Origin of the sequence: Neptunitalea chrysea, from assembly GCF_027924145.1 — a bacterium.
In the GTDB taxonomy this organism is placed as follows: Bacteria; Bacteroidota; Bacteroidia; order Flavobacteriales; family Flavobacteriaceae; genus Neptunitalea; species Neptunitalea chrysea.
In genome coordinates this window covers 18,684-39,660 of the sequence record NZ_BRVP01000012.1, presented here as the reverse complement: position 1 = coordinate 39,660, position 20,977 = coordinate 18,684, and the positions used below count along the sequence as shown (strand labels likewise).

Below are 20,977 nucleotides of genomic sequence, written 5' to 3'. Positions count from 1 at the left end.
ACAATTATTTGAGAAGAGAAAGAAATATATTGTTATCTCCGGCTTGTGTAAACGAGTTGGAAGAAGAATATGTTTCAAAAAGCTTTTCAGATAATTGGGTAGCTCCTGGTGGTCCGCAATGTATACTATTTGAAAACGAGTTAAAGAAATTTTTTGGAAATGAAGTATTTCCGGTGCTTGTATCTTCGGGTACTGCCGCAATACATTTGTCGTTGTTAGCACTTGGAGTTAACAAAGGAGATATCGTGTTGGTGCAGAGCTTTACTTTTGCGGCTTCTGTAAACCCTGTGTTGTATGTAGGCGCAAAACCTGTTTTAATAGGCTCTGAATTGAATACCTGGAATATGTGTCCGGAACAATTGGAGAAGGCTATTTTAAGCTATACCAATAAAGGAAAACTTCCCAAAGCTATAATTACGGTAGATTTATATGGGATGCCATGTAATTATACCCAAATAATTGAGATAAGTAAAAAATACAATATTCCTGTTATTGAGGATAGTGCAGAGGCATTAGGGAGTAGTCATCAAAATCAACTTTGTGGTACTTTTGGTGATTATGGTATTGTATCCTTTAATGGTAACAAAATAATTACCATGAGTAGTGGTGGAGCTGTTTTGTGTAAAACTAAGGAGCGTGCAGAATACATTCGTTTTCTTGCAAACCAGGCTAAAGACGAATCTTCTTATTACCAACACAGTCAATTAGGCTTTAATTATGCTCAAAGCAATATGTTGGCCGCAATGGGTAGGGCACAATTAACCAGGTTACCCAATTTTATAGAAAGAAGAAGAGCCATTAATGCGTTTTACAAAAGTTTGTTCAAATCATATGATTATATAGAAGTAATAAGTGAGCCTACTGTAGCGTACATTTCTAATTATTGGTTAACGTGTATACTAATCCATCCGAATGAGCACGGAAAATCGAATAAGGACGTTAAAGAGTATCTTTTTAGTATGGGAATAGAAAGTAGATATCTATGGAAACCTATGCATTTACAACCTTTGTATGAGAAAGCTGAATACTTTGGAGCTAATCTAGAAGATAGTTTATTTGAAAACGGACTTTGTTTGCCTTCTTCTCCTGTACTTACCAATGAAGATTTACGATATATAGAAAATACTATAAAGAAGTATTTTAAGTCATAAGCTAAATTCTTTTTGTAAATTTATATTTAAAAAATTTTGCTATGACCGAATCGGATTTTATACCTGAAATAGACTATAATATTGATGTAGATGCGATATATAAAATCCTATCAGGAAAAACCGTTTTAATTACCGGAGCGGGAGGGAGTATTGGTAGTAATCTTGTAAAAAAGGTGCTAAAATATACCCCTTCAAAATTGATATTGATTGATATAGCAGAAACACCGCTTCATGCTATTTCTCGATATGTTACTGAGACAGGAGCTACCAATTTAAGGTATCTTACAGATATACGAAACAAAAATAGGTTACAATCCATTTTTAATGAAACAACACCTGATATTGTGTTTCATGTGGCAGCTTATAAGCATGTTTGGTTAACCGAAGAAAATCCGGCAGAAGCTATAGAAGTAAATCTGTTAGGAACTAAAAATGTATGTGAAGTTGCCGTTTCTAGTAATTGTGAAAAGGTTGTTTTTATTTCTACCGACAAGGCTGTAAATCCAATTAGTGTTTTAGGAATAACAAAACAATTGGCAGAGCAATATGTGCTGTATCAACAGGGAATCATAACCAATACTAAATTTTCTATCGTTAGATTTGGTAATGTATTTAATTCTAACGGGTCGGTTATAGAAACTTTTAAGAGTCAGTTACTAGCGGGTAAACCTGTAACCTTAACAAGTAAAGAGGTAGAGCGCTATTTTTTAACAATTAATGCGGCTTGTGATTTAATATTGCAATGTACAGTTTTAAACGATGCTCATGTATTGTATACATTTGATATGGGAGCCTCTATAAAAATTGAATCTATATTAAATAAATTAATTGATTTGTTAGGTATTACACCAGTTGAGATTATAGAAACCGGATTACAACCAGGTGAAAAGTTGTATGAAGAATTATATGAAAAAACAGCACTGATAAAGCCAACTACACATACTAAAATAATAGCGTTATATGAAAACAGAAACACGAGTAATATTGTAGCTATATGTAATCATCTAGAGGAAATAATTGCCCACATTCATTCACCCCAAAAAATTAAATTAGCGCTTATTGAAGCGCTTACAAATTGTTCAATCTTATAAAATTGTATTGTGGCAAAACCGTTAGTTTCTATCGTTACCCCAACCTATAACTCAGCAAAGTTTATTTCAGAGACTATAGTATCAGTTCAACAACAAACTTATCCGTATTGGGAGTTGTTGGTAGTAGACGATGCATCTACAGATACTACTAGGCAAATCGTAAATGATTTTAAGGGTAAAGACACACGTATTAAGCTTATAGAGCTATCATCAAACAAAGGAGCAGGTTATGCTCGTAATATGGCTATAAATGAGGCTCAAGGTCATTATATTGCCTTTTTAGATGCCGATGATATATGGTTACCTCAAAAACTTAAAACCCAGGTAACGTTTATGCAACAAAACCCTGAGGTACTCGTATCGTTTTCATCCTATGAATTAATGAATGAAGATGGGAGTTCTAAAGCCATTAGAATAGAGGCATTACCTAAGGTAACTTACAATAAGATGCTTAAAAGTAATTATGTAGGCAACCTAACAGGCATGTACAATGCTAAAGAGCTTGGGAAGGTATTTATGCCGCTTATTAGAAAACGACAAGATTGGGGTTTGTGGTTGTCGTGTATAAAGGTTAGTGGTGCTGCGTACGGTATCTCTGAAACTTTAGCAAGATATAGAGTGCGTAATGGCTCTATTTCTTCAAATAAAATGAATTTATTAAAGCATAATTATATTTTTTACAGAAAGGCACTTAACTTTGGTGTTTTAAAGTCGGGAGTATTTTTATCGCGCTTTTTATTAGAGCATTTTTTTGTAAAAACTAAGCAAACTAAAAAACATTCATGAATATACTTATTTTAGGATCTGGAGGGAGAGAACATACTTTTGCATGGAAGATTGCACAGAGTACTAAAGTTAATAAGCTATTTGTAGCCCCTGGTAATGCGGGCACAAATGCAATAGCTACCAATGTTGCTATTAGTGCAACAGATTTTGAGGCAGTAAAGAAATTGGTATTAGACGAAGGGATTTCAATGGTGATTGTTGGCCCCGAAGACCCGTTAGTAAAAGGGGTGCACGATTTCTTTCTTCAAGATGAAGAATTAAAGGAGGTTCCGGTAATAGGACCAGAGAAATTGGGAGCAACTTTAGAAGGAAGTAAAGAGTTTGCTAAGGAGTTTATGGATCGTCATAACATACCTACCGCAGCTTATAAGAGTTTTACTAAAGATACCGTAGAAGAAGGTTGTGAGTTTCTAGAAACATTGTTGCCACCATATGTTTTAAAGGCTGATGGGTTAGCTGCTGGTAAAGGGGTTCTTATTATCGAAAATATCGATGAAGCTAAGGAAGAGTTACGAAACATGCTGGTTGATGCTAAATTTGGTGATGCAAGTACCAAAGTGGTTATAGAAGAGTTTTTAAGCGGAATTGAGTTAAGTGTTTTTGTGCTTACCGATGGTAAAAACTATAAGATACTTCCAACTGCTAAAGATTATAAGCGTATTGGTGAAGGTGATGCTGGATTAAATACAGGTGGTATGGGAGCGGTTTCTCCGGTACCGTTTGCAGATGATGAGTTTATGAAGAAAATAGAAGACCGTATTGTAAAACCTACAGTAGACGGACTTCAAAAGGATAACATACCATATAAAGGGTTTGTATTTATTGGATTAATTAAAGTAGCTAACGATCCGTATGTAATTGAGTATAATGTACGTATGGGAGATCCTGAAACGGAGGTTGTATTTCCTAGAATTAAATCGGACTTGGTTACGTTATTAGAAGCAGTAGCAACTCAGACTTTAGATGAGGTAGCTTTTGAAATAGATGAACGTGCTGCTACAACAGTAATGGCGGTTTCTGGAGGTTATCCTGAGGCTTATGAAAAAGGTAAAGTAATTACAGGAGAAGAATTAATTACAGCTGAAGATGTAGTAGTCTTTCATGCAGGAACTACTATAAAAGATGGTGCAACAGTTACTAGCGGAGGTAGAGTAATTGCCGTTACCTCTTACGGGAAAGATTTTAAAGAAGCACTAAAAAAATCTTATCAAAATATAGACAAGCTAAATTTTGATAAGATGTATTATCGTAAAGATATCGGTTTCGATTTATAGTCTTACATATAAGAATGTGCAGACATCGATTTATCTTCTGGTTCGGTTTTGTTGTAGTTATTTAATTCACGCATCCAGTAAATGAATGCAACAAAACCGATGATGATAAATATCCAGCTTACTGTACTGGCTGCCCACCAATTTTTTAGCTCAAGTGCTTTTAAATAGTTAAACGGAACAAACAAATAGTTTTCAAAAATGTATGCTACGCCTTCAAGTAAATCTCTCATGAGTGTAAAGTTGAATTATGTTTACAAGACAAAAATATAAAAAGAAACAATGATTTCAAGCATTTTTGAGAAAACAAAACCAATAAATTACATTGCGGTAATACTTCTGCTGCTTGTAATGGTTGTTCTGGCAATAAGTTTTAGCAGTCTTGAAGTCTTAAAAAGTATTACATATCTAGACATTACCATAAATTTTGTAATACTTCTAATATCTGTTTTGTTACTCGCGTTTCTATTTTATAAAAACAAACTAACCAATCATACAACTTATGCTGTAGCTATTTATGTACTACTTATTGGTTGTTTCCCAGAAGTAATGGTTAACAGGGAAATACTGATAGCTAATTTGCTGTTTATTTTGGGTGCTCGAAGATTATTATCATTACACTCTTTAAAGTCTGTGAAGGCCAAAATATTTGATAGTTTCTTACTTATTGGTATTGGGGCTTTTGTTTATCATTGGGGGGTACTCCTGTTGTTAATGTGCTATATAACTATTGTATTATATGATGCTAAAGATATAAGGAATTGGTTAATTCCATTAGTTGTTTTTGGGTTACTTTATTTGGGGTATGTTCTTTACCAATTTTATATTATAAAGGATTGTGTTATTGTATTTACATTGCCTGAAGATCTAAAAGTAGTAACCTTTGGGTTTCCTAAATATAATAGAGTAATTAACTATATATCTATTGGTTATATACTTCCTGTAGGGGTATTTGGAATGCTATCATATTTGGCTTCTTTCCAAAGTAAATCAATCTCTTTTCAGAAACCGTATTGGTTTTTAACTTTTCTTTTTGTGCTTAGCATATTTTTGCAAATTGTAGACGCTACTAATAAATCGGTAGTAATTTTTACATTTTTTCCATTAGTTGTTTTTATAGCATTGTTAATAGAAAAGCAGGAAAAAAAACATTTTAAAGAGTTGTTGCTTTGGCCATTATTGCTTTTAGCAGTACTGTCTTTAGTGTTGTAATTTGGTTCCGTATGCCAAATCTCCGGCATCTCCTAAGCCGGGTACAATATATCCTTTTTCATTAAGTTCAGGGTCAATAGCCGCAATCCAGAGGTCTGTATTCTCCGGGAAATGATTTTCTACAAATGAAATACCTTGCGTGGCACCAATTACGGCTGCAATGTGTATGTGTTTTGGAGTACCCATTTTCTCAAGAGCTTTTTGAACAGCCACTAAAGATTGTCCCGTAGCTAACATAGGGTCTGCAATTATAAGCGTTTTCCCTTCTATAGAAGGAGATGCTAAGTATTCTACTATAATCTCAAAGTCATTTTCAGAATTGGTATGGTGTCTATAGGCAGATATAAATGTGTTTTGAGCTTCGTCAAAAAAAGATAAAATACCTTCGTGTAAGGGTAAACCAGCTCTTAAAACAGAGCATATAACAACGTCATCAGAAATTTTAGATGCATTATAGGGTGCAAGTGGCGTTTCAATAGTTTTATTTGTGTACTTAAGTGTTTTACTAAGCTCATAAGCAAGTACTTCTCCTATGCGATGAATGTTTTTTCTAAAACGCATTCTGTCGTTTTGAATGGTAACATCTCGAAGCTCATTAATAAATTTATGAACAATAGAATTTTCAGATGATAAGTGGTGTATCTTCATTTCACTAAAGTATTATTACTCAAAAGTAATTATTTAAAGTATATTTGTAGCAATCTAAAAGGGTAACTTTTTTGAGTTACTTTTAAAAGTATAAGATAATATCATGAACATGTTTAGTGAGGCTGCATTTAAAATTTTTGAAGAAAGTATTGAAAAATATCACATTTTGGATGACGTTTATCAACCATTTGAAAATCCGTATCCTTCTGATAGCCTAAACCATTTGTTATACAGAAAGAACTGGATAGATACAGTACAGTGGCATTACGAAGATATTATCAGAGATCCTCAAATAGATCCTGTTGCGGCACTTGATCTTAAAAGAAAGATAGATGCTTCTAATCAGGATAGAACGGATACCGTTGAATATATTGATAGTTATTTTCTTAACAAATACGAGAGTGTAGAACCAAAGAGTTCTGCTACAATTAATTCGGAAAGCCCTGCTTGGGCTATCGACAGATTATCTATTTTAGCACTAAAAATATATCACATGCAAGAAGAAGTAGACCGTGAAGGCGCTTCTGAATCGCATAAAGCTAAATGTGCAGAAAAGCTCGCAGTATTATTAGAACAAAAGAAAGATTTGTCTAGCGCTATAGATACGCTTTTACAGGATATTGAGAACGGAGAAAAGTATATGAAAGTATACAAGCAAATGAAGATGTACAATGATGATGAATTAAATCCTGTATTGTACCAGGGTAAGAATTAAAGCACCTTTTAGGATGGCTGCTGAAGCTAAACACATTTTAGTAATCCGATTATCGGCCATGGGTGACGTGGCTATGACAATTCCTGTGCTTAGGGCATTTAGGCAGCAATATCCCGAGGTAAGAATTACTGCAGTGTCTCACCATTTTTTTAAGCCGCTATTTGATACTATTCCCGGAGTTCATTTTTATGGTGTAAACCTTAATAAGAGACATAAGGGGTTTGATGGTATTTTTAAAATTTTTGCGGATTTAAAGAGGCTAAATATTGATGTTGTAGCCGATTTACACAATGTTCTTAGGTCTAAAATTATTAGAAATTTATTTAGACTTTGGGGTAAAAAGGTAGCACACACCGATAAGGGAAGAGACGAAAAGAAAGCCTTGGTAAGGTCACTAAATAAAGATTTTAAAGAGCTTAAATCAATGTTTCAGAGGCATGCAGATACGTTCGAAAGCCTTGGGTATCCTATAGATCTTTCAGTGGTTGATTTTCCTGAGAAAAAGCCTTTGTCTAAAGATATTATTCAACTTTCAGGAGATGTTAAGCACGAAAAATGGTTAGGGATAGCACCTTATGCACAATATGATAGCAAAATATACCCTGAAGATTTAATGAAGCAATTAGTGGCATCTATTACAGAATATAGAGATGTAAAAGTGTTTTTATTTGGCTCAAGAGCTGAAACGGCTAAATTAAAGGAGTTGAGACAAGGGTACAAAAACACGTATATAGTGCCCGGAAACATGACTTTTGAAGAAGAAGTTACTTTAATTAGCCATTTAGATGTGTTATTGGCCATGGATAGTGGGAATGCTCATATAGCTGCAATGATGGGAGTTAATGTATTAACACTCTGGGGAGCAACGCACCCGTACGCTGGTTTTATGCCATTTAGGCAACCCATGGAAAATGCTTTTGTTTCAGACAGAGCTAAATATCCTATGTTGCCAACATCTGTTTATGGTAATAAAGAAGTAATAGGTTATGAGGATGTTATGCGTACCATTGATCCTAAAGAGGTGGTTACTAAACTTACCAAAATCTTAGATCTTAAAACAGTAAAAGCTCATAATTATACGTCATCATAATCTATTTCAATAGCATCTGTATCTGGATATGCCTGACAGGTTAAAACGAAGCCTTCTGCGATTTCATCATCAGTAAGAATCTGATTTTTAACCATTGTTGCTTTACCTGTTGTAACCCTTGCTATACAGCTGCTACAAATACCACCCTGACAAGAATAAGGGGCATCTACACCATTGGCTAGTGCTGCAGTTAAAAGGGTTTGTTTTTTATTCATTACAAAGGTAGTTTCCTCGTCATCTGTGGTAACTTTTACTGTACACATTCCTTCTTCTAAAGAAACATTTTTTAAAGGTTCTAAAGGGTCTGTAGTAAATAGTTCCTGATAAATTAAACTCTTAGGTATATTATTTTCAATTAAAGAATCTGTTATAGTGGTCATCATAGTCTCAGGACCACATATGTAAAAAGCTTCTAAGTCTTCTTTAGATGGGTACTCGTTAAGTAACGATGTAACAACAGTAGAATCGATTCTTCCAAAATCGGCTTCTGGTTCTTTTTGCTGACTAAATACGAAATGAATCGTAAGTCTATTCGAAAATTTGCTATGCAAATCCATTAATTCCTCATAAAACATACAATCTTTAATAGACTTGCTACCATAAACTAATGTAAATGGATTATTGGTTTTATAAATAACAGTTTTTAGAATGCTTATAATGGGTGTAATACCACTTCCTGCGGCAAAGGCCATTATTGTGTTGCCTGTATTAATGGGTTTGTAAGTAAAACGTCCTTGAGGAGGAAATACATCTAAAACATCACCAGCTTTCAGTACTTCGTTGGCATAGATAGAAAAAGTACCTTCATTAACCCTTTTTATAGCAATAGCAAGGCTTCTTGAAGTAGGATCGGTACAGATAGAATAAGCGCGTCTAAGTGTTTCTCCGTTTAGTTCCTTTTCTAGGGTAATGTATTGTCCGGGAATAAATTTAAATGTATTCTTTAATGTAGAAGGTACATCAAATGCGATTTCTACCGCATTTGATGTATTATATTTTAAGTCTTTTACCGTTAACTTGTATGCTCTATTCATCAAAATTTTTTGTTAAATGTAGCAAGAAGTCACGATATTTAAAAGTAACCTACAAATAAGAGGTGCTTTTATTTAAAGGCATAGGCAACTCTAAAACCTAACTGAGTACCCGTGTATCCTGTGTAATTTTCGTAATTTAAACTAAAATCAAGATTGTTAGACAATCTAACACCAGCTCCTAATCCGTATGCAAGCTGTGCGCCTTCTGCATTAGATAAGGCAATTGCAGTACCCAATTCTGCTGTTCCGTAAAATATATCGGCAAGATAATTTTTGAAACCAAATTTAACTGGTAATAAAGTAACGTCTACACCATCTTTTTTAGAAAAGTTGGTATACTGAACATCTGCAGTTAATAGTGATTTTTCGGAAATTGTAAAGTTAAGCTTAGCATCAAAGTTTAAAGCATAATCAAAATAGTCGAAAGGAAGACCATATTTGACACCAACTTCAACGCTTTCATATTGAAATTTTGATGTGCTAGAAGGAGGCATTACCGAAGCATTACTATTTTCAGGAGCAAATTTTGATAATTTAGGTTCTTGGGCATACATAGCACCTGTAAATAATAAAAGCATGATGAGAGTATTCAGGGAGGTTTTAGCTTTCATAATGTATTGTAATAATTATTTTAACGGTTGATAAAATTTTGATAAGTTTTCAAGGAGTAATATTACATATTTAGTGTTAGTGTAACAAATTTTATCTTCTATAGCTCTGTAAAATTAGATATATGATAATATATCTATCTATTTATTAATTAATAATTAAAATGTAAGTGTTTTTTATTAATTTATTCGTTGTTATATAAGTGAATTAAAGACGGAACCACCGGTTGTTAACCTAAACAGGATGCCTCTTTTATGTTAAAATTACATACCTAATATTTTTATGTATGTAAGTATTTTATATATTTGAATTATTAATATACCGTATTATGCGTAAAACAAATCTTTTTAAGGGTAGTATACATACTATTTTATTGAAACTTTTAGAAAGTAATGATAAGATGTATGGGTACGAAATAACACAGAAAGTTAAAGAGGTAACTAGGGGTGATTTAAAAATTACTGAAGGTGCTCTATACCCGGCATTGCATAAATTAGAGGCTGAAGGGTTAGTAGATGTTGAGGTTCAACAAGTGGATGGAAGATTAAGAAAATACTATAAACTTACTGAGAAAGGACAAAAGGAGACGGTGTCTAAATTAGCAGAGTTAGAAAAGTATTTAGAGACCATGCAAACTCTTTTAAATCCTAAATTTAGCTAGCATCATGAATCGTAAAAACAATAAGTTATCGAAAGAAGAGGTTGCTTATTTATTTAAACATGTGGCAATGGAGGTTGACTATTTTGATGTGCAAAACGAAATTGTTGATCATTTAACAAAAGGAATAGAGGCTCAATGGGAACAAGGTGCCGATGTTACTTTTAAAGAAGCATTGAGAAAGGAATCGGATAAGTTTGGTGTATTGGGATTTAAAAAGATTCAGGATGAAAAAACAGCGTTGCTAAAAAGAGGTATTTAAAACAAATAGTCTATATGTGCTTTTCATCTTTTAAAACCTGGCTAGGGTTAATTTGGGTAGTACTTTTCTTTTTGCTTTACACAACTTTAGGGCTATTAAATAGCGCTTCTTTAGATATGTTTTTTATTAGTATAATGATGGGTGTTTTTGGCGGAGAGCTTTTCTTTTACATTAAGTATACCCGATCTTTTAATAAAAGAAAAAATAAGTTTTTATTAGAGAGTCTTATGAAAGGTACTTATGCCAAGAATATACTTTTTATTCTAAACATATTTATTATTAATGCATTGGTTTCATATACTGATAATCATGTGGTTAATGATGATGATAAATGGGTTATAGCCGGTGTTATAATTATTTTTTTACGGGTTAGTTTTAGTGTGTTTTATGAGTTGCCACAGAGTGCCGAAAAGTATTTAACAGCGACTTTTCCTGAATATAAGTTTTTAAATGAACAGTCATGAATAAAAAATTAACAACAGAACAAATTGAAGATATATATCTTTTTGTTACTAAACATGTTGAGTTTTATGATGTGCAAATGGAATTGGTAGATCATATGGCTAATGGAATAGAAGAGCAGTGGAAAGAAAATGAGCATGTATCATTTGAAATTGCCTTTAATGAAGAGTTTAAAAAATTTGGGGTTAGTGGTTTTGAGAATATTCAGGAAGAAAAATATCTCTTTTTAAAGAAACGGTATCATACGATGATATGGAAAGAGATGGTTGGCTTTTTTAAGTTGCCACAAGTCATTGCAACGGTATTAATGGTCTATTTGATATATTTATTACTGGGGTTAATGGAAATAGGTACCTTAAGTTTGTTTTACACGTATCTAGTTCCGGTTGTCTTACTCTTTATAATTGCATATACGCTGTATCAATATCGTAAATATAGAAGGAGTAAAGCTAAATTGGTGTTTCAGAAAATACTTTATAAAGATTATGTAGCCATTCCTCTTGTGCTTTTTAATTCCCTGTTTTGGCGTAGTGTAAGTACCTTTGAAAAAGTGGGATATATGAGTGAGTATATGAGATGGATTACTGCATTTTTAATGGTTGTTTTTGGTTTGTATTTATTTGTAACCTTTATAATGATACCAATAAATGCTTCAAAATATTTAGATGAAATGCACCCTGGCTATAAACAATTAGGTAAAATTTAAGCTTGGTGCTATGAGTGAAAACTATAAACATAGAGTGGTGTCTAAGCAAGAAATACAAGAGTTATTCGGTTTTACCAGAAAGCACTATGTAGCGTATTATGATTTACAAACAGAATTGGTAGATCATTTGGCTAATGGTATAGAGGAGCAATGGAAAACCAACAGTTATATTTCTTTTGAAGATGCATTACAAGTAGAGTTTAAAAAATTTGGAATTTTTGGCTTTTCCGATATCATAGAACAACGTCAAAAAGTACTTAGTAAAAGGTATTATAAAATGGTGGGGAAAGAAATGTTGACCTTTTTTAAGGTTCCACGTATTATTCTGTCATTGGGTAGTATGTATTTAATTTACTGGTTATTAATGCACTTTTCTTATGGTTTTGAGTTTGTTATGGGGGTAACGGTTCTTATGGCTATTATTGCACTAGTGCTGATGATTCGAAACAAGAAAAATAGAACAGAGAAAAAAAAGAAGTTTTTATTAGAAGAGATTATATTTAATTATGGGGGAGCCTTTGCTGTTGTACATGTACCATTTAATTTTTTAAACATCTATTTCAATAGGATTGATGATAACGGAGTTGTTGTTTTTTATTATGCGCTAATAATAAGTATTACTTTAGTGTTGTTATATGTATATGGTTTTATTTGCTTCTTTTACATACCTAAAAGAGCTCATAAGTACTTAACTCAAGTGTACCCAGAGTATAATAAATTTGAGTAATTCTGTAACGTTTTTTACAAAAATCTACTAACTTTATAGATAACCACTAAAATAACCATGGTTTATGGTAAAAAAATTCTTATCACTTCAATGGAAGCAGTTAAAACGTTCACCTGCTTTTGAGCAAAAACTCATCACTAAAATTTTTATGGCGCTTTTTGCGCTTTATTTTATTGCTTGTTTTAGCTTTATGGGAATAGCAGCCTATTTTATTATAAAAAAGGAAGGTGATGGTTTAGATCCTCTTTTTGTTGTTAATAGTGCTTTAATCTATTATTTTATAGTTGATTTACTTATTAGGTTTTTCATGCAAAAACTACCGGTTTTAGATATTAAACCGTTGTTGGTTTTGCCTATAAAGCGTAGAATATCTATTAACTTTTTACTAGCAAAAGGATTGGTTTCTTTTTTCAATCTATTGCCATTGTTTTTTTACATTCCGTTTACCATTGTATTGCTAATAGAAGGGTATGATGTTTTTGGAGTAACCTTATGGTTTATGTCTATGTTAGCTATAACATGTACGGTTAATTTTATTAATTTTTTAATTAATAAAAACAACTTATATTTTGTTGTTATAGTAGGTGTTTTGGCAACCTTTATTGGCTTGGCGTACTATGGATATTTTGATGCAGCACCCTATGTTGGTAGCTTTTTAAATGGTATTTACACAAACTATTACTATGCATTGCTGCCGTTTGGGTTGTTAGCATTGTTTTACTATATCAATTACAATTTTCTTAGAAAAGATTTTTATTTAGATGGCTCTATCAAGAAAAAAGTACAAGAAGTAAAAACAACAGAGCTTACTTTTTTAGATAGGTTTGGTAAAGTGGCGCCATTTTTAAAAAATGATATCAAAATGATTTGGAGAAACAAGCGTCCAAAACAAGTGGTGTTTATTTCTATTCTATTTGTAGGTTACGGATTGATATTCTTTACACAATCTGTATATGATAATCAGTTATGGATTAAACCTTTTATTGCTATGTTTATTACAGGAGGTTTTTTAATGACATTCGGACAAAATGTACCTTCTTGGGATAGTGAGTATTATAATTTAATGATGAGCCAAAATATTAAATATCGTACCTATTTAGAGAGTAAATGGTACTTAATGGTAGTGGCTACTTTTATTTCGTTTATTTTGGCAATACCATATGTGTATTTTGGTATGGATATTTTGTATTTCGTTATTGCAGGGGCATGTTTTAACATAGGGTTAAATTCCTTTGTAGTGTTGTGGGGTGGTGTTTTTAACAAAACGGCTATTCCGTTGAATGAAAAGGCAAAAGCATTTTCTAATACTCAGGCATTTAACGCTTCTATGTTATTAATAGCACTTCCAAAATTGCTTTTACCAATTGTCATTTTTCTAATTCCTTACTTAATAACAAATGATTTATATACTGGCGTTATTTGCTTAGGTGCATCAGGAGTTGTAGGGATACTTTTTAAAAAGCCTATTTTTAAATTTATTGAGAAGCAATACCAAAAACAAAAATATGCCACAGTGGCTGCTTATAAAAAGAAAAACTAACTAATAGAATATAACAATGATTACAATATATAACCTTTCAAAAACATACAATTCAAATACCGTTTTAAACATTAACGGTCTTAGCATACCTAAAGGACAAAGTTTTGGTTTGGTAGGCAATAATGGTGCTGGTAAAACCACGTTGTTTAGCTTATTGTTAGATTTAATTAACCCCACAACGGGCTATATAAAAAGCAATAATATAGCTGTACACGAATGTGAAGATTGGAAACCTTTTACTTCGGCTTTTATAGATGAGTCGTTTTTAATAGGGTACCTTACTGCCGAAGAATATTTCTATTTTATTGGTGAACTAAGAGGGGTTAGTAAAAAGGAGGTAGATGCATTGTTGGCTACATTTGAAGATTTTTTTCACGGTGAAATTTTAGAGCAGAAGAAATATCTTAGAGACATGAGTAAGGGTAACCAAAAAAAAGCGGGTATTGTAGCTACTTTTATTGGGAATCCTAAGGTGTTGATTTTAGATGAACCTTTTGCTAATTTAGATCCAACAACCCAGTTTAGATTAAAGAAGATAATTAAAGAACTTACCGAGAAAAGAGATGTAACTGTACTTATTTCTAGTCACGACTTATTACATGTAACAGAGGTGTGCGAGCGTATTGTAGTGCTTAACAAAGGAGAGGTGGTTAAAGATTTAGCTACTTCAGAAGCTACCTTAAAGGAGCTTGAGGCATATTTTGCTGGGTAAGCTGCTAAATTACAAAGCTAACTTTAGTTTAATAGTAGGTATTTTTATTTTCTAAAAAAAGAAATGTATTTTTACCTCCAATTTATACTAAAACACGCGTATTTTAGTTTGTATAGTACATTATTTACCCGAGCATTGAACACGAGGCGTTACATATTTGCAGCTACACTAATAGCATTAGCTACATTGGCGGGTTGCTCTCGCAAAAAAGATAAATTTCTGAACAGAAATTTTCATGCACTAACTACACGTTACAACATTCTTTATAATGGATATATAGCTTTAGAAAAAGGAAAGCTAGAGCTAGAGTCTACTTATCAGGATAATTACTGGGATATTTTACCGGTAGAGCGTATGCAAGAGAAAGATGAGGTTCAGTTACCAGGTCAAAAAAAGAACTCCAATTTTGAAAAGGCCGAAGAAAAGGCTACCAAGGCTATTCAAAAGCATTCCATGAATATTAATGGTAGAGAAAAGAATAGCCAGATAGACGAGGCATTCTTGCTGTTAGGGAAAGCGCGTTATTATGACGAACGTATGATTCCAGCAATGGAGGCATTTAACTACGTGCTTAAAAAGTACCCAAAAAGTAGTGGTATTGTACAGGCAAAAACCTGGAGAGAAAAAGTAAACATTCGATTAGATAATGATGAGTTGGCTCTAAGTAATCTTAAAAAAATATTTAAGAGAAACACAATGGACGAGCAAGAGCATGCCGACATTAGGGCAATGATGGCTGAGGCTTATATTAATCTGAAAGAATATGATAGTGCTGCAACCTCATTAAGTATGGCTGCAGACTTAACCAAAAGTAATGAGGAGAGAGGTAGATACTTGTTTATTATTGGGCAGTTGTACAATAAAATAGCAAAAAAGGCGAAGGCCAATGCTACTTTTGATAAGCTTATAAAGCTAAACCGTAAATCTCCTAGAGTATATATGATTAATGCATATATACAAAAGGCAAGAAATTTTAATTGGGAGCGTGGCGATAAAAATGCCCTATTAGGCATGTTAAACAAGCTTGCTAAAAATAGAGAGAACAGACCTTATTTAGATATTATTTATCACGAATTGGGGAACTACTATTTGCATACAGATAATATAGAAGTGGCAGCCGATTTTTACAGATTATCTTTATCTAAACATAGTACCGATTTATTTTTAAATGCTCAGAATTATGACCGTTTGGCTGAAATGGAATTTAATGAAGTGCGCTATAAACCTGCCGGTAAGTATTATGATAGTACATTGCTTAATTTAAAGGAGAATACTAAAATGTATCGCTTGGTTAAAAAGAAGCGCGATAATTTAGATGATGTTATTTATTTTGAGGATGTAGCTTTTAAGAATGATAGCATTTTATATGTAGTAAATATGACCGATAAGGAAAAAGAAGTGTACTACACGAATGTTATAGATAGTATTAAGGCACAGCGTAAGGCGGAAGAAGAAAAGCGTAAGCTAGAGGCTTTAAAGGCTGCAAATGCTGCTAAAGCAAGGGGTAAGAGTAATTCGTTTTACTTTTATAATGAGTCAACAGTTACATATGGTAAGAATGAGTTTAAACGTGTATGGGGCAATCGTAAACTTGAGGACGAATGGAGATTGTCTGATAAGAGTTTGCTAAGCAATCAAGAGTTTAAAGAGATGCAGGAGGAAGTAACTGATACCACTTCGATAGACAAAGAGCTTACCCTAGAGTATTATTTATCAAAAATTCCTACGGACGAAAAATATATTGATAGTATTTATAGAGCGCGTAACTATGCATATTATCAATTAGGACTAATTTATTTCGCTAAGTTTAAGGAGTATCAGTTAGCTGCCAATAGGCTAGAGTCGTTGCTGGCAAATAAACCCGACGAAAAATTAATTTTACCTGCTAAGTACAATCTTTACAAAATATATCAACAGTTAAAACCTTCTAGGGCAGAGGTTGTTAAACAAGAAATTATATTTGATTACCCCGATTCTAGATATGCGATGTTATTGCAAAATCCATATGCACAAATAAAGGATGATGAAAATAGTCCGGATGCCGTGGTTGATTTCTATAATAAGCTGTTTGAAAACCAGGAATTTGTATTATTGCTAGAGGAAATAGACGGCGATATTGCCCAATACAGCGGGGAAGAGGCTGCGCCAAAACTTGAGATGCTAAAAGCTTCTGCAACTGGTAGGTTAAAAGGAGTATCTGCTTATAAGAAAGCATTGGAATTTGTCTCACTTAACTATCCGGCTAGTGATGAAGGAAAGAGAGCGGCAGCCTTACTTCAGAAAACCATCCGTGATCTTGAAAAGTTAAAGTTTGAGCAGTCAATAGAAGGGGTTAAAAGCTGGAAATGGGTTGTTCCGTATAACAGTGAGACCCAAGCGTCTGTTAAGGAATTCAATACTTCTGTCGTAAATGCCATAGCTGCTTTAGAACACCCTGAAGTTTTTGATCACCTTACATTCTCGTATGATGTGTACGATGACTATGTCGGATTTTTTGTGGTACATGGTTTTAGAAATACCGAGGAGATAAAGGTGTTTAAAAAAATGTTAGAAGAAACTAAAGATTTGACAATACCTGAGGATGAGTTTTTCATCACATCGGGTAATTATAGTATATTGCAAATCCATAAGAATTTAAAAGAATATAGAGAACCAAATTTACCCTAAACCAACACATTATGTTTTCAGAAAAGAAGCCGGTTAAAACAAAAGGAGAAGCAACAGGAATGTCTAACCGTATATTAGTAAATACATCTATAAAAGGAGAAGTGACTTCTGATTCCGATTTTAGAATTGATGGATCTTTAGAAGGAACGGTAAAAACTTCAGGAAAATTAGTTATTGGAAAAACGGGAGTTGTAGACGGAAAGGCTGAATGCGAAAATGCAGATATAGAAGGAACTTATAAAGGTACCCTAATTGTATCAGGTTTACTTTCGTTGAAATCTACTGCTAATGTTGAAGGTGAAATTGTAGCCTCTAAATTAGATATTGACGCTGGTGCTGTCTTTAACGCAACTTGTAATATGAGCCCCAATAACTTAAAATCATTGACAAGTGGGCAATCAAAAAAATCAGCATCGTAAATGGATTCAATTCTCTCAAATGGGAATTGAAATGGCAGTTTTAATAGTCCTATCAGCTTTTTTAGGTGACTGGTTAGATAAGAAATATACAGATATGAGCCCCTTTTTTACGGTGGCTCTTTCTTTATTTGGTGTTTTTCTTGCTTTATATAATGTATTTAGGAAGGTGAATGCTATGAATAAGGAAGACTAATGATGATAGTATTTTGAAAAATAGTTTGATTGGTTTTATAATTAGGTTGGTGTTGTTAACCATCTTTTCGTTTGGGGTGCACTACAGTGTACTTAATTGGGGTCTTGAGGTCTCAGGTATGTATTATTCACTATGGATAATATATGTGTATCTTTTTAGTCTTACATTGCTTATCTACTTAGGGTTATATTATTTGTCGAAGTTTTTGAAAGATTATGTAGGAATGGGGTTTTTAATTGGTGTAGTAATTAAAATGTTGGCTTCGTTTTTACTGTTTATTCCTCTTATCAATTTAGACGGATATAACTATTTAGCAGATATTCTCAACTTTTTTATACCTTATTTCATATTTTTGATTTTCGAAACTATAGGTGCTATTTCGTTGATTAATAAGAAATAATTTAGAGATTTTTATCAAAAAATAGGATAACGCTATTAATTATAAAAAAAAATTATTTCAAAGTTTCAGTTATAAATTAATAGTGTACCTTTGCGCAAAATTTGAGCGTTATAATTTTTAACATATACAGATAAAATGATAGCAAAAACAACTATCAAGAGAACATTGCTTTTATTTTTAATGTTCACCTCTATTCTTGGTTTTTCTCAGGAACATCATGAAGCGGAAAAAAAGGCAGATACGGAAGAAGAGTTTGATGCAACCGAGTTAATTATGCATCACATTAGTGATGCTCATGAATTTCATGTCGCCGATATTAATGGAGAATCTATTTCTTTCCCGCTCCCTGTTATTCTTTGGACAGATAATGGTTTAGTTACTTTTATGTCTAGTGAATTTCATCATGATAATACCGGAGAGCATGTGGTTGAAAAGAATGGGATGAAGTTTGTGCGCTTACACGAAGAAATTTATTATGCTAATAAGCATGGTGGTATTACCTTAAATGAAGAGCATCATGCAGAAAATAGAAGACCTCTAAATTTTTCTATTACTAAAAACGTTTTCTCTTTGTTTTTAGCGGCAGCATTGATGTTGCTAATCTTTATACCTACAGCACGTTCTTATAAAAAGGGTAATGGCGTAATGCCTAAAGGAATTGGTAGGTTTATGGAACCACTTATTCTTTTTGTTAGAGATGATATTGCAAAGCCAAATATTGGAGAGAAGAAGTATAAAGCATACATGCCTTATTTATTAACGGTATTCTTTCTTATCTGGATTGGAAATATTTTTGGGTTAATTCCTTTCTTTCCATTTTCTGGTACGTTAACTAACGATATCTTATTTACCGGAGTAATGGCGGCTATTACATTCTTAATTACTCAGTTTAGCGGTAATAAAGAATATTGGGGACACATTTTCTGGATGCCAGGAATCCCTGTGCCAATGAAAATTATCATGGCGCCAATAGAGTTGATAGGTATTTTTACAAAACCTTTTGCATTAATGATTCGTTTGTTCGCTAACATTACAGCAGGACACATTATTATATTAAGTTTATTCTCTTTAATATTTATTTTTGGTACGGCCTGGGTATCACCAGTTTCTGTTGGTTTTGCGTTGTTCATGAATGTGTTAGAGTTATTGGTTGCTGCATTACAAGCGTATGTATTTACCTTGTTGTCGGCACTGTTTATTGGTCAGGCAGTTGCAGAACACGATCATCATTAAAATTGAGTTTATTTAATTAATTAATAAATATTTATATTATGGTTTTAGCTGGTATTGGAGCTGGATTAGCTGCACTTGCTGCAGGAATAGGTATCGGTCAGATTGGTGGTAAAGCAATGGAAGGAATTGCTCGTCAGCCAGAGGCTGCCTCAAAAATTCAAACTGCTATGATTATTGCTGCTGCACTTATTGAAGGGGTTGCACTTTTCGCTGTAGTTGTTGCGTTAATCGCAAAATAATTTTTGAAAATGCACAACTCAAAAACGGTTGGTTTTTGAGTTGTGTACTAAATTTTAAATCTATTAAGTAGAAAAATATAAAGTTATGAATATTACACATCCTGAGAGTTTAATATTTTGGACAGTTATTGTTTTTGTTGTTCTTTTTATTTTATTAAGAAAATTTGCATGGAAACCAATACTGTCTGCAGTTAATAATAGAGAGTCTAAAATTGAAGAAGCCCTAGAGGCAGCAAAGAAGGCTAGAGAAGAAATGGAGAATCTTCAGGCTGATAATGAAAAAATGCTTGCTGAAGCACGTGCTGAGAGAGATGCAATGTTAAAAGAAGCTCGTGAAATTAAAGATAAAATAATAGCTGATGCTAAAGAGGCTGCAGCTACTCAGGGAGCTGCTATTCTTGAGCAAGCGAAAGCTGAGATTGAATCTGAAAAGAAATCTGCTTTAGTTGAATTAAAGACCGAAGTAGCTAATATCTCTTTAGAGATTGCACAGAAAGTTGTTAAAGAAGAACTTTCTGATGAGGCTAAGCAATTGAAGCAAGTAGAAAAAATGCTTAACGAAGTTACTTTAAACTAATAAATTATGGTTAGTACTAGAGCAGCAATACGTTACGCAAAAGCAATGCTTTCGTTGGCTATTGATAATAAAATAGCGGATAAGGTAGATGCTGAAATGAAGCTTATTAGAAACACCATTGTTAGCAATAAGGAGCTACGTTTAATGTTAATGAGTCCTATTGTTAAAGCGGATGTTAAGATAGCTGCATTAAAAGAAATTTTCGCTGATGTTTCTGAAATTACTAAAGGATTATTTAGTGTGCTTGAGGAAAACAAAAGAATTAATCTTTTGCAAACGGTTGCAGAAAAATATATCATTCAATACCATGCTTATAAAGGGGAGCAAACGGCAGTTGTTACTACTGCAATACCGCTTACCGGTGGATTAGAAGCTAAGGTGTTGGCTAAGATTACAGAATTAACAGATAAGAAGATTACTTTAGAAAACAAAGTAGATCCTACTATTATTGGTGGTTTTGTAATACGAATTGGCGATAAGCAATATGATGCAAGTGTTGCTGCTAAATTCAGAAAATTAGAAAGAGAGTTTAATAACAATTTATACGTTTCACAACTTTAATTTATAAATAAACC

At 33.1% G+C, this 20,977-nt stretch carries 26 protein-coding genes; 22 read left to right on the top strand and 4 right to left on the bottom strand.

Going from position 1 to position 20,977, the window contains the following annotated elements:
- Nucleotides 1–8 precede the first annotated feature (8 nt).
- Genes NBRC110019_RS09835 through purD form a run of 4 tightly spaced genes read left to right on the top strand, consistent with a single transcriptional unit; the run spans nt 9 to nt 4,302 of the window.
- Entirely contained in the window at nt 9–1,151 is a 1,143-nt protein-coding gene (locus NBRC110019_RS09835; RefSeq protein WP_281754452.1) for a DegT/DnrJ/EryC1/StrS family aminotransferase, read from the top strand.
- A 41-nt stretch (nt 1,152–1,192) separates the two neighbouring features.
- Nucleotides 1,193–2,242 carry a UDP-N-acetylglucosamine 4,6-dehydratase gene (locus NBRC110019_RS09830; protein WP_281754450.1) on the top strand — a complete coding sequence of 350 codons (1,050 nt, stop codon included), beginning with the start codon at nt 1,193–1,195 and terminating at the stop codon, nt 2,240–2,242.
- Between the two features lie 9 nt (nt 2,243–2,251).
- Complete coding sequence (locus tag NBRC110019_RS09825; RefSeq protein WP_281754448.1) at nt 2,252–3,028, top strand: glycosyltransferase family 2 protein; 777 nt, start codon at nt 2,252–2,254, stop codon at nt 3,026–3,028.
- Nucleotides 3,025–4,302, top strand: coding sequence for a phosphoribosylamine--glycine ligase (purD, locus tag NBRC110019_RS09820; RefSeq protein WP_281754447.1), 1,278 nt, complete (start codon nt 3,025–3,027; stop codon nt 4,300–4,302). Before NBRC110019_RS09825 ends, purD begins: the two co-directional genes overlap by 4 nt.
- 2 nt (nt 4,303–4,304) lie before the next feature.
- Here purD and NBRC110019_RS09815 read toward each other — a convergent pair whose 3' ends face one another.
- Nucleotides 4,305–4,532: a DUF6341 family protein gene (locus NBRC110019_RS09815; RefSeq protein ID WP_281754446.1), complete on the bottom strand. Its 228-nt coding sequence runs from the start codon at nt 4,530–4,532 to the stop codon at nt 4,305–4,307.
- Between the two features lie 49 nt (nt 4,533–4,581).
- On the opposite strand from NBRC110019_RS09815, the gene NBRC110019_RS09810 reads away from it, so the two are divergent.
- Complete coding sequence (locus NBRC110019_RS09810) at nt 4,582–5,511, top strand: DUF6427 family protein (protein ID WP_281754445.1); 930 nt, start codon at nt 4,582–4,584, stop codon at nt 5,509–5,511.
- Here the strand turns inward: NBRC110019_RS09810 and upp are convergent.
- The gene (gene upp, locus NBRC110019_RS09805; protein ID WP_281754444.1) at nt 5,500–6,159 is read right to left on the bottom strand and encodes a uracil phosphoribosyltransferase; all 660 of its coding nucleotides are present in this window, start codon (nt 6,157–6,159) and stop codon (nt 5,500–5,502) included. The two genes, NBRC110019_RS09810 and upp, sit on opposite strands and share 12 nt — an antisense overlap.
- Nucleotides 6,160–6,268: 109 nt before the next feature.
- On the opposite strand from upp, the gene NBRC110019_RS09800 reads away from it, so the two are divergent.
- Together NBRC110019_RS09800 and NBRC110019_RS09795 are read left to right on the top strand one after the other, a co-directional pair.
- Nucleotides 6,269–6,874, top strand: coding sequence for a DUF4254 domain-containing protein (locus NBRC110019_RS09800; protein ID WP_281754550.1), 606 nt, complete (start codon nt 6,269–6,271; stop codon nt 6,872–6,874).
- Between the two features lie 13 nt (nt 6,875–6,887).
- Entirely contained in the window at nt 6,888–7,964 is a 1,077-nt protein-coding gene (locus NBRC110019_RS09795) for a glycosyltransferase family 9 protein (RefSeq protein WP_281754443.1), read from the top strand.
- Here the strand turns inward: NBRC110019_RS09795 and NBRC110019_RS09790 are convergent.
- Together NBRC110019_RS09790 and NBRC110019_RS09785 are read right to left on the bottom strand one after the other, a co-directional pair.
- Nucleotides 7,949–8,998 (bottom strand): ferredoxin--NADP reductase, encoded by a 1,050-nt coding sequence (locus tag NBRC110019_RS09790; RefSeq protein WP_281754442.1) that lies wholly within the window; start codon nt 8,996–8,998, stop codon nt 7,949–7,951. The two genes, NBRC110019_RS09795 and NBRC110019_RS09790, sit on opposite strands and share 16 nt — an antisense overlap.
- 68 nt (nt 8,999–9,066) lie before the next feature.
- Nucleotides 9,067–9,576 (bottom strand): hypothetical protein, encoded by a 510-nt coding sequence (locus NBRC110019_RS09785; RefSeq protein WP_281754441.1) that lies wholly within the window; start codon nt 9,574–9,576, stop codon nt 9,067–9,069.
- A 359-nt stretch (nt 9,577–9,935) separates the two neighbouring features.
- On the opposite strand from NBRC110019_RS09785, the gene NBRC110019_RS09780 reads away from it, so the two are divergent.
- The 15 genes from NBRC110019_RS09780 (at nt 9,936) to atpH (ending at nt 20,963) form a co-directional block, all read left to right on the top strand.
- Nucleotides 9,936–10,268 carry a PadR family transcriptional regulator gene (locus NBRC110019_RS09780; protein WP_281754440.1) on the top strand — a complete coding sequence of 111 codons (333 nt, stop codon included), beginning with the start codon at nt 9,936–9,938 and terminating at the stop codon, nt 10,266–10,268.
- Nucleotides 10,269–10,272: 4 nt separating this feature from the next.
- Nucleotides 10,273–10,527, top strand: coding sequence for a hypothetical protein (locus NBRC110019_RS09775; protein ID WP_281754439.1), 255 nt, complete (start codon nt 10,273–10,275; stop codon nt 10,525–10,527).
- Between the two features lie 14 nt (nt 10,528–10,541).
- Entirely contained in the window at nt 10,542–10,991 is a 450-nt protein-coding gene (locus NBRC110019_RS09770; protein ID WP_281754438.1) for a hypothetical protein, read from the top strand.
- The gene (locus NBRC110019_RS09765) at nt 10,988–11,695 is read left to right on the top strand and encodes a hypothetical protein (protein ID WP_281754437.1); all 708 of its coding nucleotides are present in this window, start codon (nt 10,988–10,990) and stop codon (nt 11,693–11,695) included. The genes NBRC110019_RS09770 and NBRC110019_RS09765 overlap by 4 nt, the downstream gene beginning before the upstream one ends.
- Nucleotides 11,696–11,705: 10 nt before the next feature.
- Nucleotides 11,706–12,422 carry a hypothetical protein gene (locus NBRC110019_RS09760; RefSeq protein WP_281754436.1) on the top strand — a complete coding sequence of 239 codons (717 nt, stop codon included), beginning with the start codon at nt 11,706–11,708 and terminating at the stop codon, nt 12,420–12,422.
- A 64-nt stretch (nt 12,423–12,486) separates the two neighbouring features.
- The gene (locus NBRC110019_RS09755; protein ID WP_281754435.1) at nt 12,487–13,962 is read left to right on the top strand and encodes a DUF5687 family protein; all 1,476 of its coding nucleotides are present in this window, start codon (nt 12,487–12,489) and stop codon (nt 13,960–13,962) included.
- Between the two features lie 16 nt (nt 13,963–13,978).
- Entirely contained in the window at nt 13,979–14,674 is a 696-nt protein-coding gene (locus NBRC110019_RS09750; protein ID WP_281754434.1) for an ABC transporter ATP-binding protein, read from the top strand.
- Between the two features lie 108 nt (nt 14,675–14,782).
- The gene (gene porW / locus NBRC110019_RS09745; protein ID WP_281754433.1) at nt 14,783–17,341 is read left to right on the top strand and encodes a type IX secretion system periplasmic lipoprotein PorW/SprE; all 2,559 of its coding nucleotides are present in this window, start codon (nt 14,783–14,785) and stop codon (nt 17,339–17,341) included.
- Between the two features lie 11 nt (nt 17,342–17,352).
- On the top strand, nt 17,353–17,760 hold the full coding sequence (locus NBRC110019_RS09740) for a bactofilin family protein (RefSeq protein ID WP_281754432.1): 408 nt from the start codon (nt 17,353–17,355) through the stop codon (nt 17,758–17,760).
- Complete coding sequence (locus tag NBRC110019_RS09735) at nt 17,732–17,953, top strand: AtpZ/AtpI family protein (RefSeq protein WP_281754431.1); 222 nt, start codon at nt 17,732–17,734, stop codon at nt 17,951–17,953. Before NBRC110019_RS09740 ends, NBRC110019_RS09735 begins: the two co-directional genes overlap by 29 nt.
- 13 nt (nt 17,954–17,966) lie before the next feature.
- Nucleotides 17,967–18,353: a hypothetical protein gene (locus NBRC110019_RS09730; RefSeq protein WP_281754430.1), complete on the top strand. Its 387-nt coding sequence runs from the start codon at nt 17,967–17,969 to the stop codon at nt 18,351–18,353.
- A 135-nt stretch (nt 18,354–18,488) separates the two neighbouring features.
- On the top strand, nt 18,489–19,586 hold the full coding sequence (gene atpB / locus NBRC110019_RS09725; protein WP_281754429.1) for a F0F1 ATP synthase subunit A: 1,098 nt from the start codon (nt 18,489–18,491) through the stop codon (nt 19,584–19,586).
- Between the two features lie 38 nt (nt 19,587–19,624).
- Nucleotides 19,625–19,825 (top strand): ATP synthase F0 subunit C, encoded by a 201-nt coding sequence (gene atpE / locus NBRC110019_RS09720; RefSeq protein ID WP_281754428.1) that lies wholly within the window; start codon nt 19,625–19,627, stop codon nt 19,823–19,825.
- Nucleotides 19,826–19,910: 85 nt separating this feature from the next.
- Nucleotides 19,911–20,402 carry a F0F1 ATP synthase subunit B gene (locus NBRC110019_RS09715; RefSeq protein ID WP_281754426.1) on the top strand — a complete coding sequence of 164 codons (492 nt, stop codon included), beginning with the start codon at nt 19,911–19,913 and terminating at the stop codon, nt 20,400–20,402.
- Nucleotides 20,403–20,408: 6 nt separating this feature from the next.
- Nucleotides 20,409–20,963 (top strand): ATP synthase F1 subunit delta, encoded by a 555-nt coding sequence (gene atpH / locus NBRC110019_RS09710; protein WP_281754425.1) that lies wholly within the window; start codon nt 20,409–20,411, stop codon nt 20,961–20,963.
- Nucleotides 20,964–20,977: the final 14 nt, after the last annotated feature.

Bases quoted from the DNA above. Each gene is read 5' to 3' on its own strand.
- NBRC110019_RS09830 (WP_281754450.1), top strand. From the start codon at position 1,193: ATGACCGAATCGGATTTTATACCTGAAATAGACTATAATATTGATGTA.
- purD (WP_281754447.1), top strand. From the start codon at position 3,025: ATGAATATACTTATTTTAGGATCTGGAGGGAGAGAACATACTTTTGCA.
- NBRC110019_RS09815 (WP_281754446.1), bottom strand. From the start codon at position 4,532: ATGAGAGATTTACTTGAAGGCGTAGCATACATTTTTGAAAACTATTTG.
- NBRC110019_RS09810 (WP_281754445.1), top strand. From the start codon at position 4,582: ATGATTTCAAGCATTTTTGAGAAAACAAAACCAATAAATTACATTGCG.
- upp (WP_281754444.1), bottom strand. From the start codon at position 6,159: ATGAAGATACACCACTTATCATCTGAAAATTCTATTGTTCATAAATTT.
- NBRC110019_RS09800 (WP_281754550.1), top strand. From the start codon at position 6,269: ATGTTTAGTGAGGCTGCATTTAAAATTTTTGAAGAAAGTATTGAAAAA.
- NBRC110019_RS09795 (WP_281754443.1), top strand. From the start codon at position 6,888: ATGGCTGCTGAAGCTAAACACATTTTAGTAATCCGATTATCGGCCATG.
- NBRC110019_RS09790 (WP_281754442.1), bottom strand. From the start codon at position 8,998: ATGAATAGAGCATACAAGTTAACGGTAAAAGACTTAAAATATAATACA.
- NBRC110019_RS09785 (WP_281754441.1), bottom strand. From the start codon at position 9,576: ATGCTTTTATTATTTACAGGTGCTATGTATGCCCAAGAACCTAAATTA.
- NBRC110019_RS09780 (WP_281754440.1), top strand. From the start codon at position 9,936: ATGCGTAAAACAAATCTTTTTAAGGGTAGTATACATACTATTTTATTG.
- NBRC110019_RS09775 (WP_281754439.1), top strand. From the start codon at position 10,273: ATGAATCGTAAAAACAATAAGTTATCGAAAGAAGAGGTTGCTTATTTA.
- NBRC110019_RS09770 (WP_281754438.1), top strand. From the start codon at position 10,542: ATGTGCTTTTCATCTTTTAAAACCTGGCTAGGGTTAATTTGGGTAGTA.
- NBRC110019_RS09765 (WP_281754437.1), top strand. From the start codon at position 10,988: ATGAATAAAAAATTAACAACAGAACAAATTGAAGATATATATCTTTTT.
- NBRC110019_RS09760 (WP_281754436.1), top strand. From the start codon at position 11,706: ATGAGTGAAAACTATAAACATAGAGTGGTGTCTAAGCAAGAAATACAA.
- NBRC110019_RS09755 (WP_281754435.1), top strand. From the start codon at position 12,487: ATGGTAAAAAAATTCTTATCACTTCAATGGAAGCAGTTAAAACGTTCA.
- NBRC110019_RS09750 (WP_281754434.1), top strand. From the start codon at position 13,979: ATGATTACAATATATAACCTTTCAAAAACATACAATTCAAATACCGTT.
- NBRC110019_RS09740 (WP_281754432.1), top strand. From the start codon at position 17,353: ATGTTTTCAGAAAAGAAGCCGGTTAAAACAAAAGGAGAAGCAACAGGA.
- atpB (WP_281754429.1), top strand. From the start codon at position 18,489: ATGATAGCAAAAACAACTATCAAGAGAACATTGCTTTTATTTTTAATG.
- atpE (WP_281754428.1), top strand. From the start codon at position 19,625: ATGGTTTTAGCTGGTATTGGAGCTGGATTAGCTGCACTTGCTGCAGGA.
- NBRC110019_RS09715 (WP_281754426.1), top strand. From the start codon at position 19,911: ATGAATATTACACATCCTGAGAGTTTAATATTTTGGACAGTTATTGTT.
- atpH (WP_281754425.1), top strand. From the start codon at position 20,409: ATGGTTAGTACTAGAGCAGCAATACGTTACGCAAAAGCAATGCTTTCG.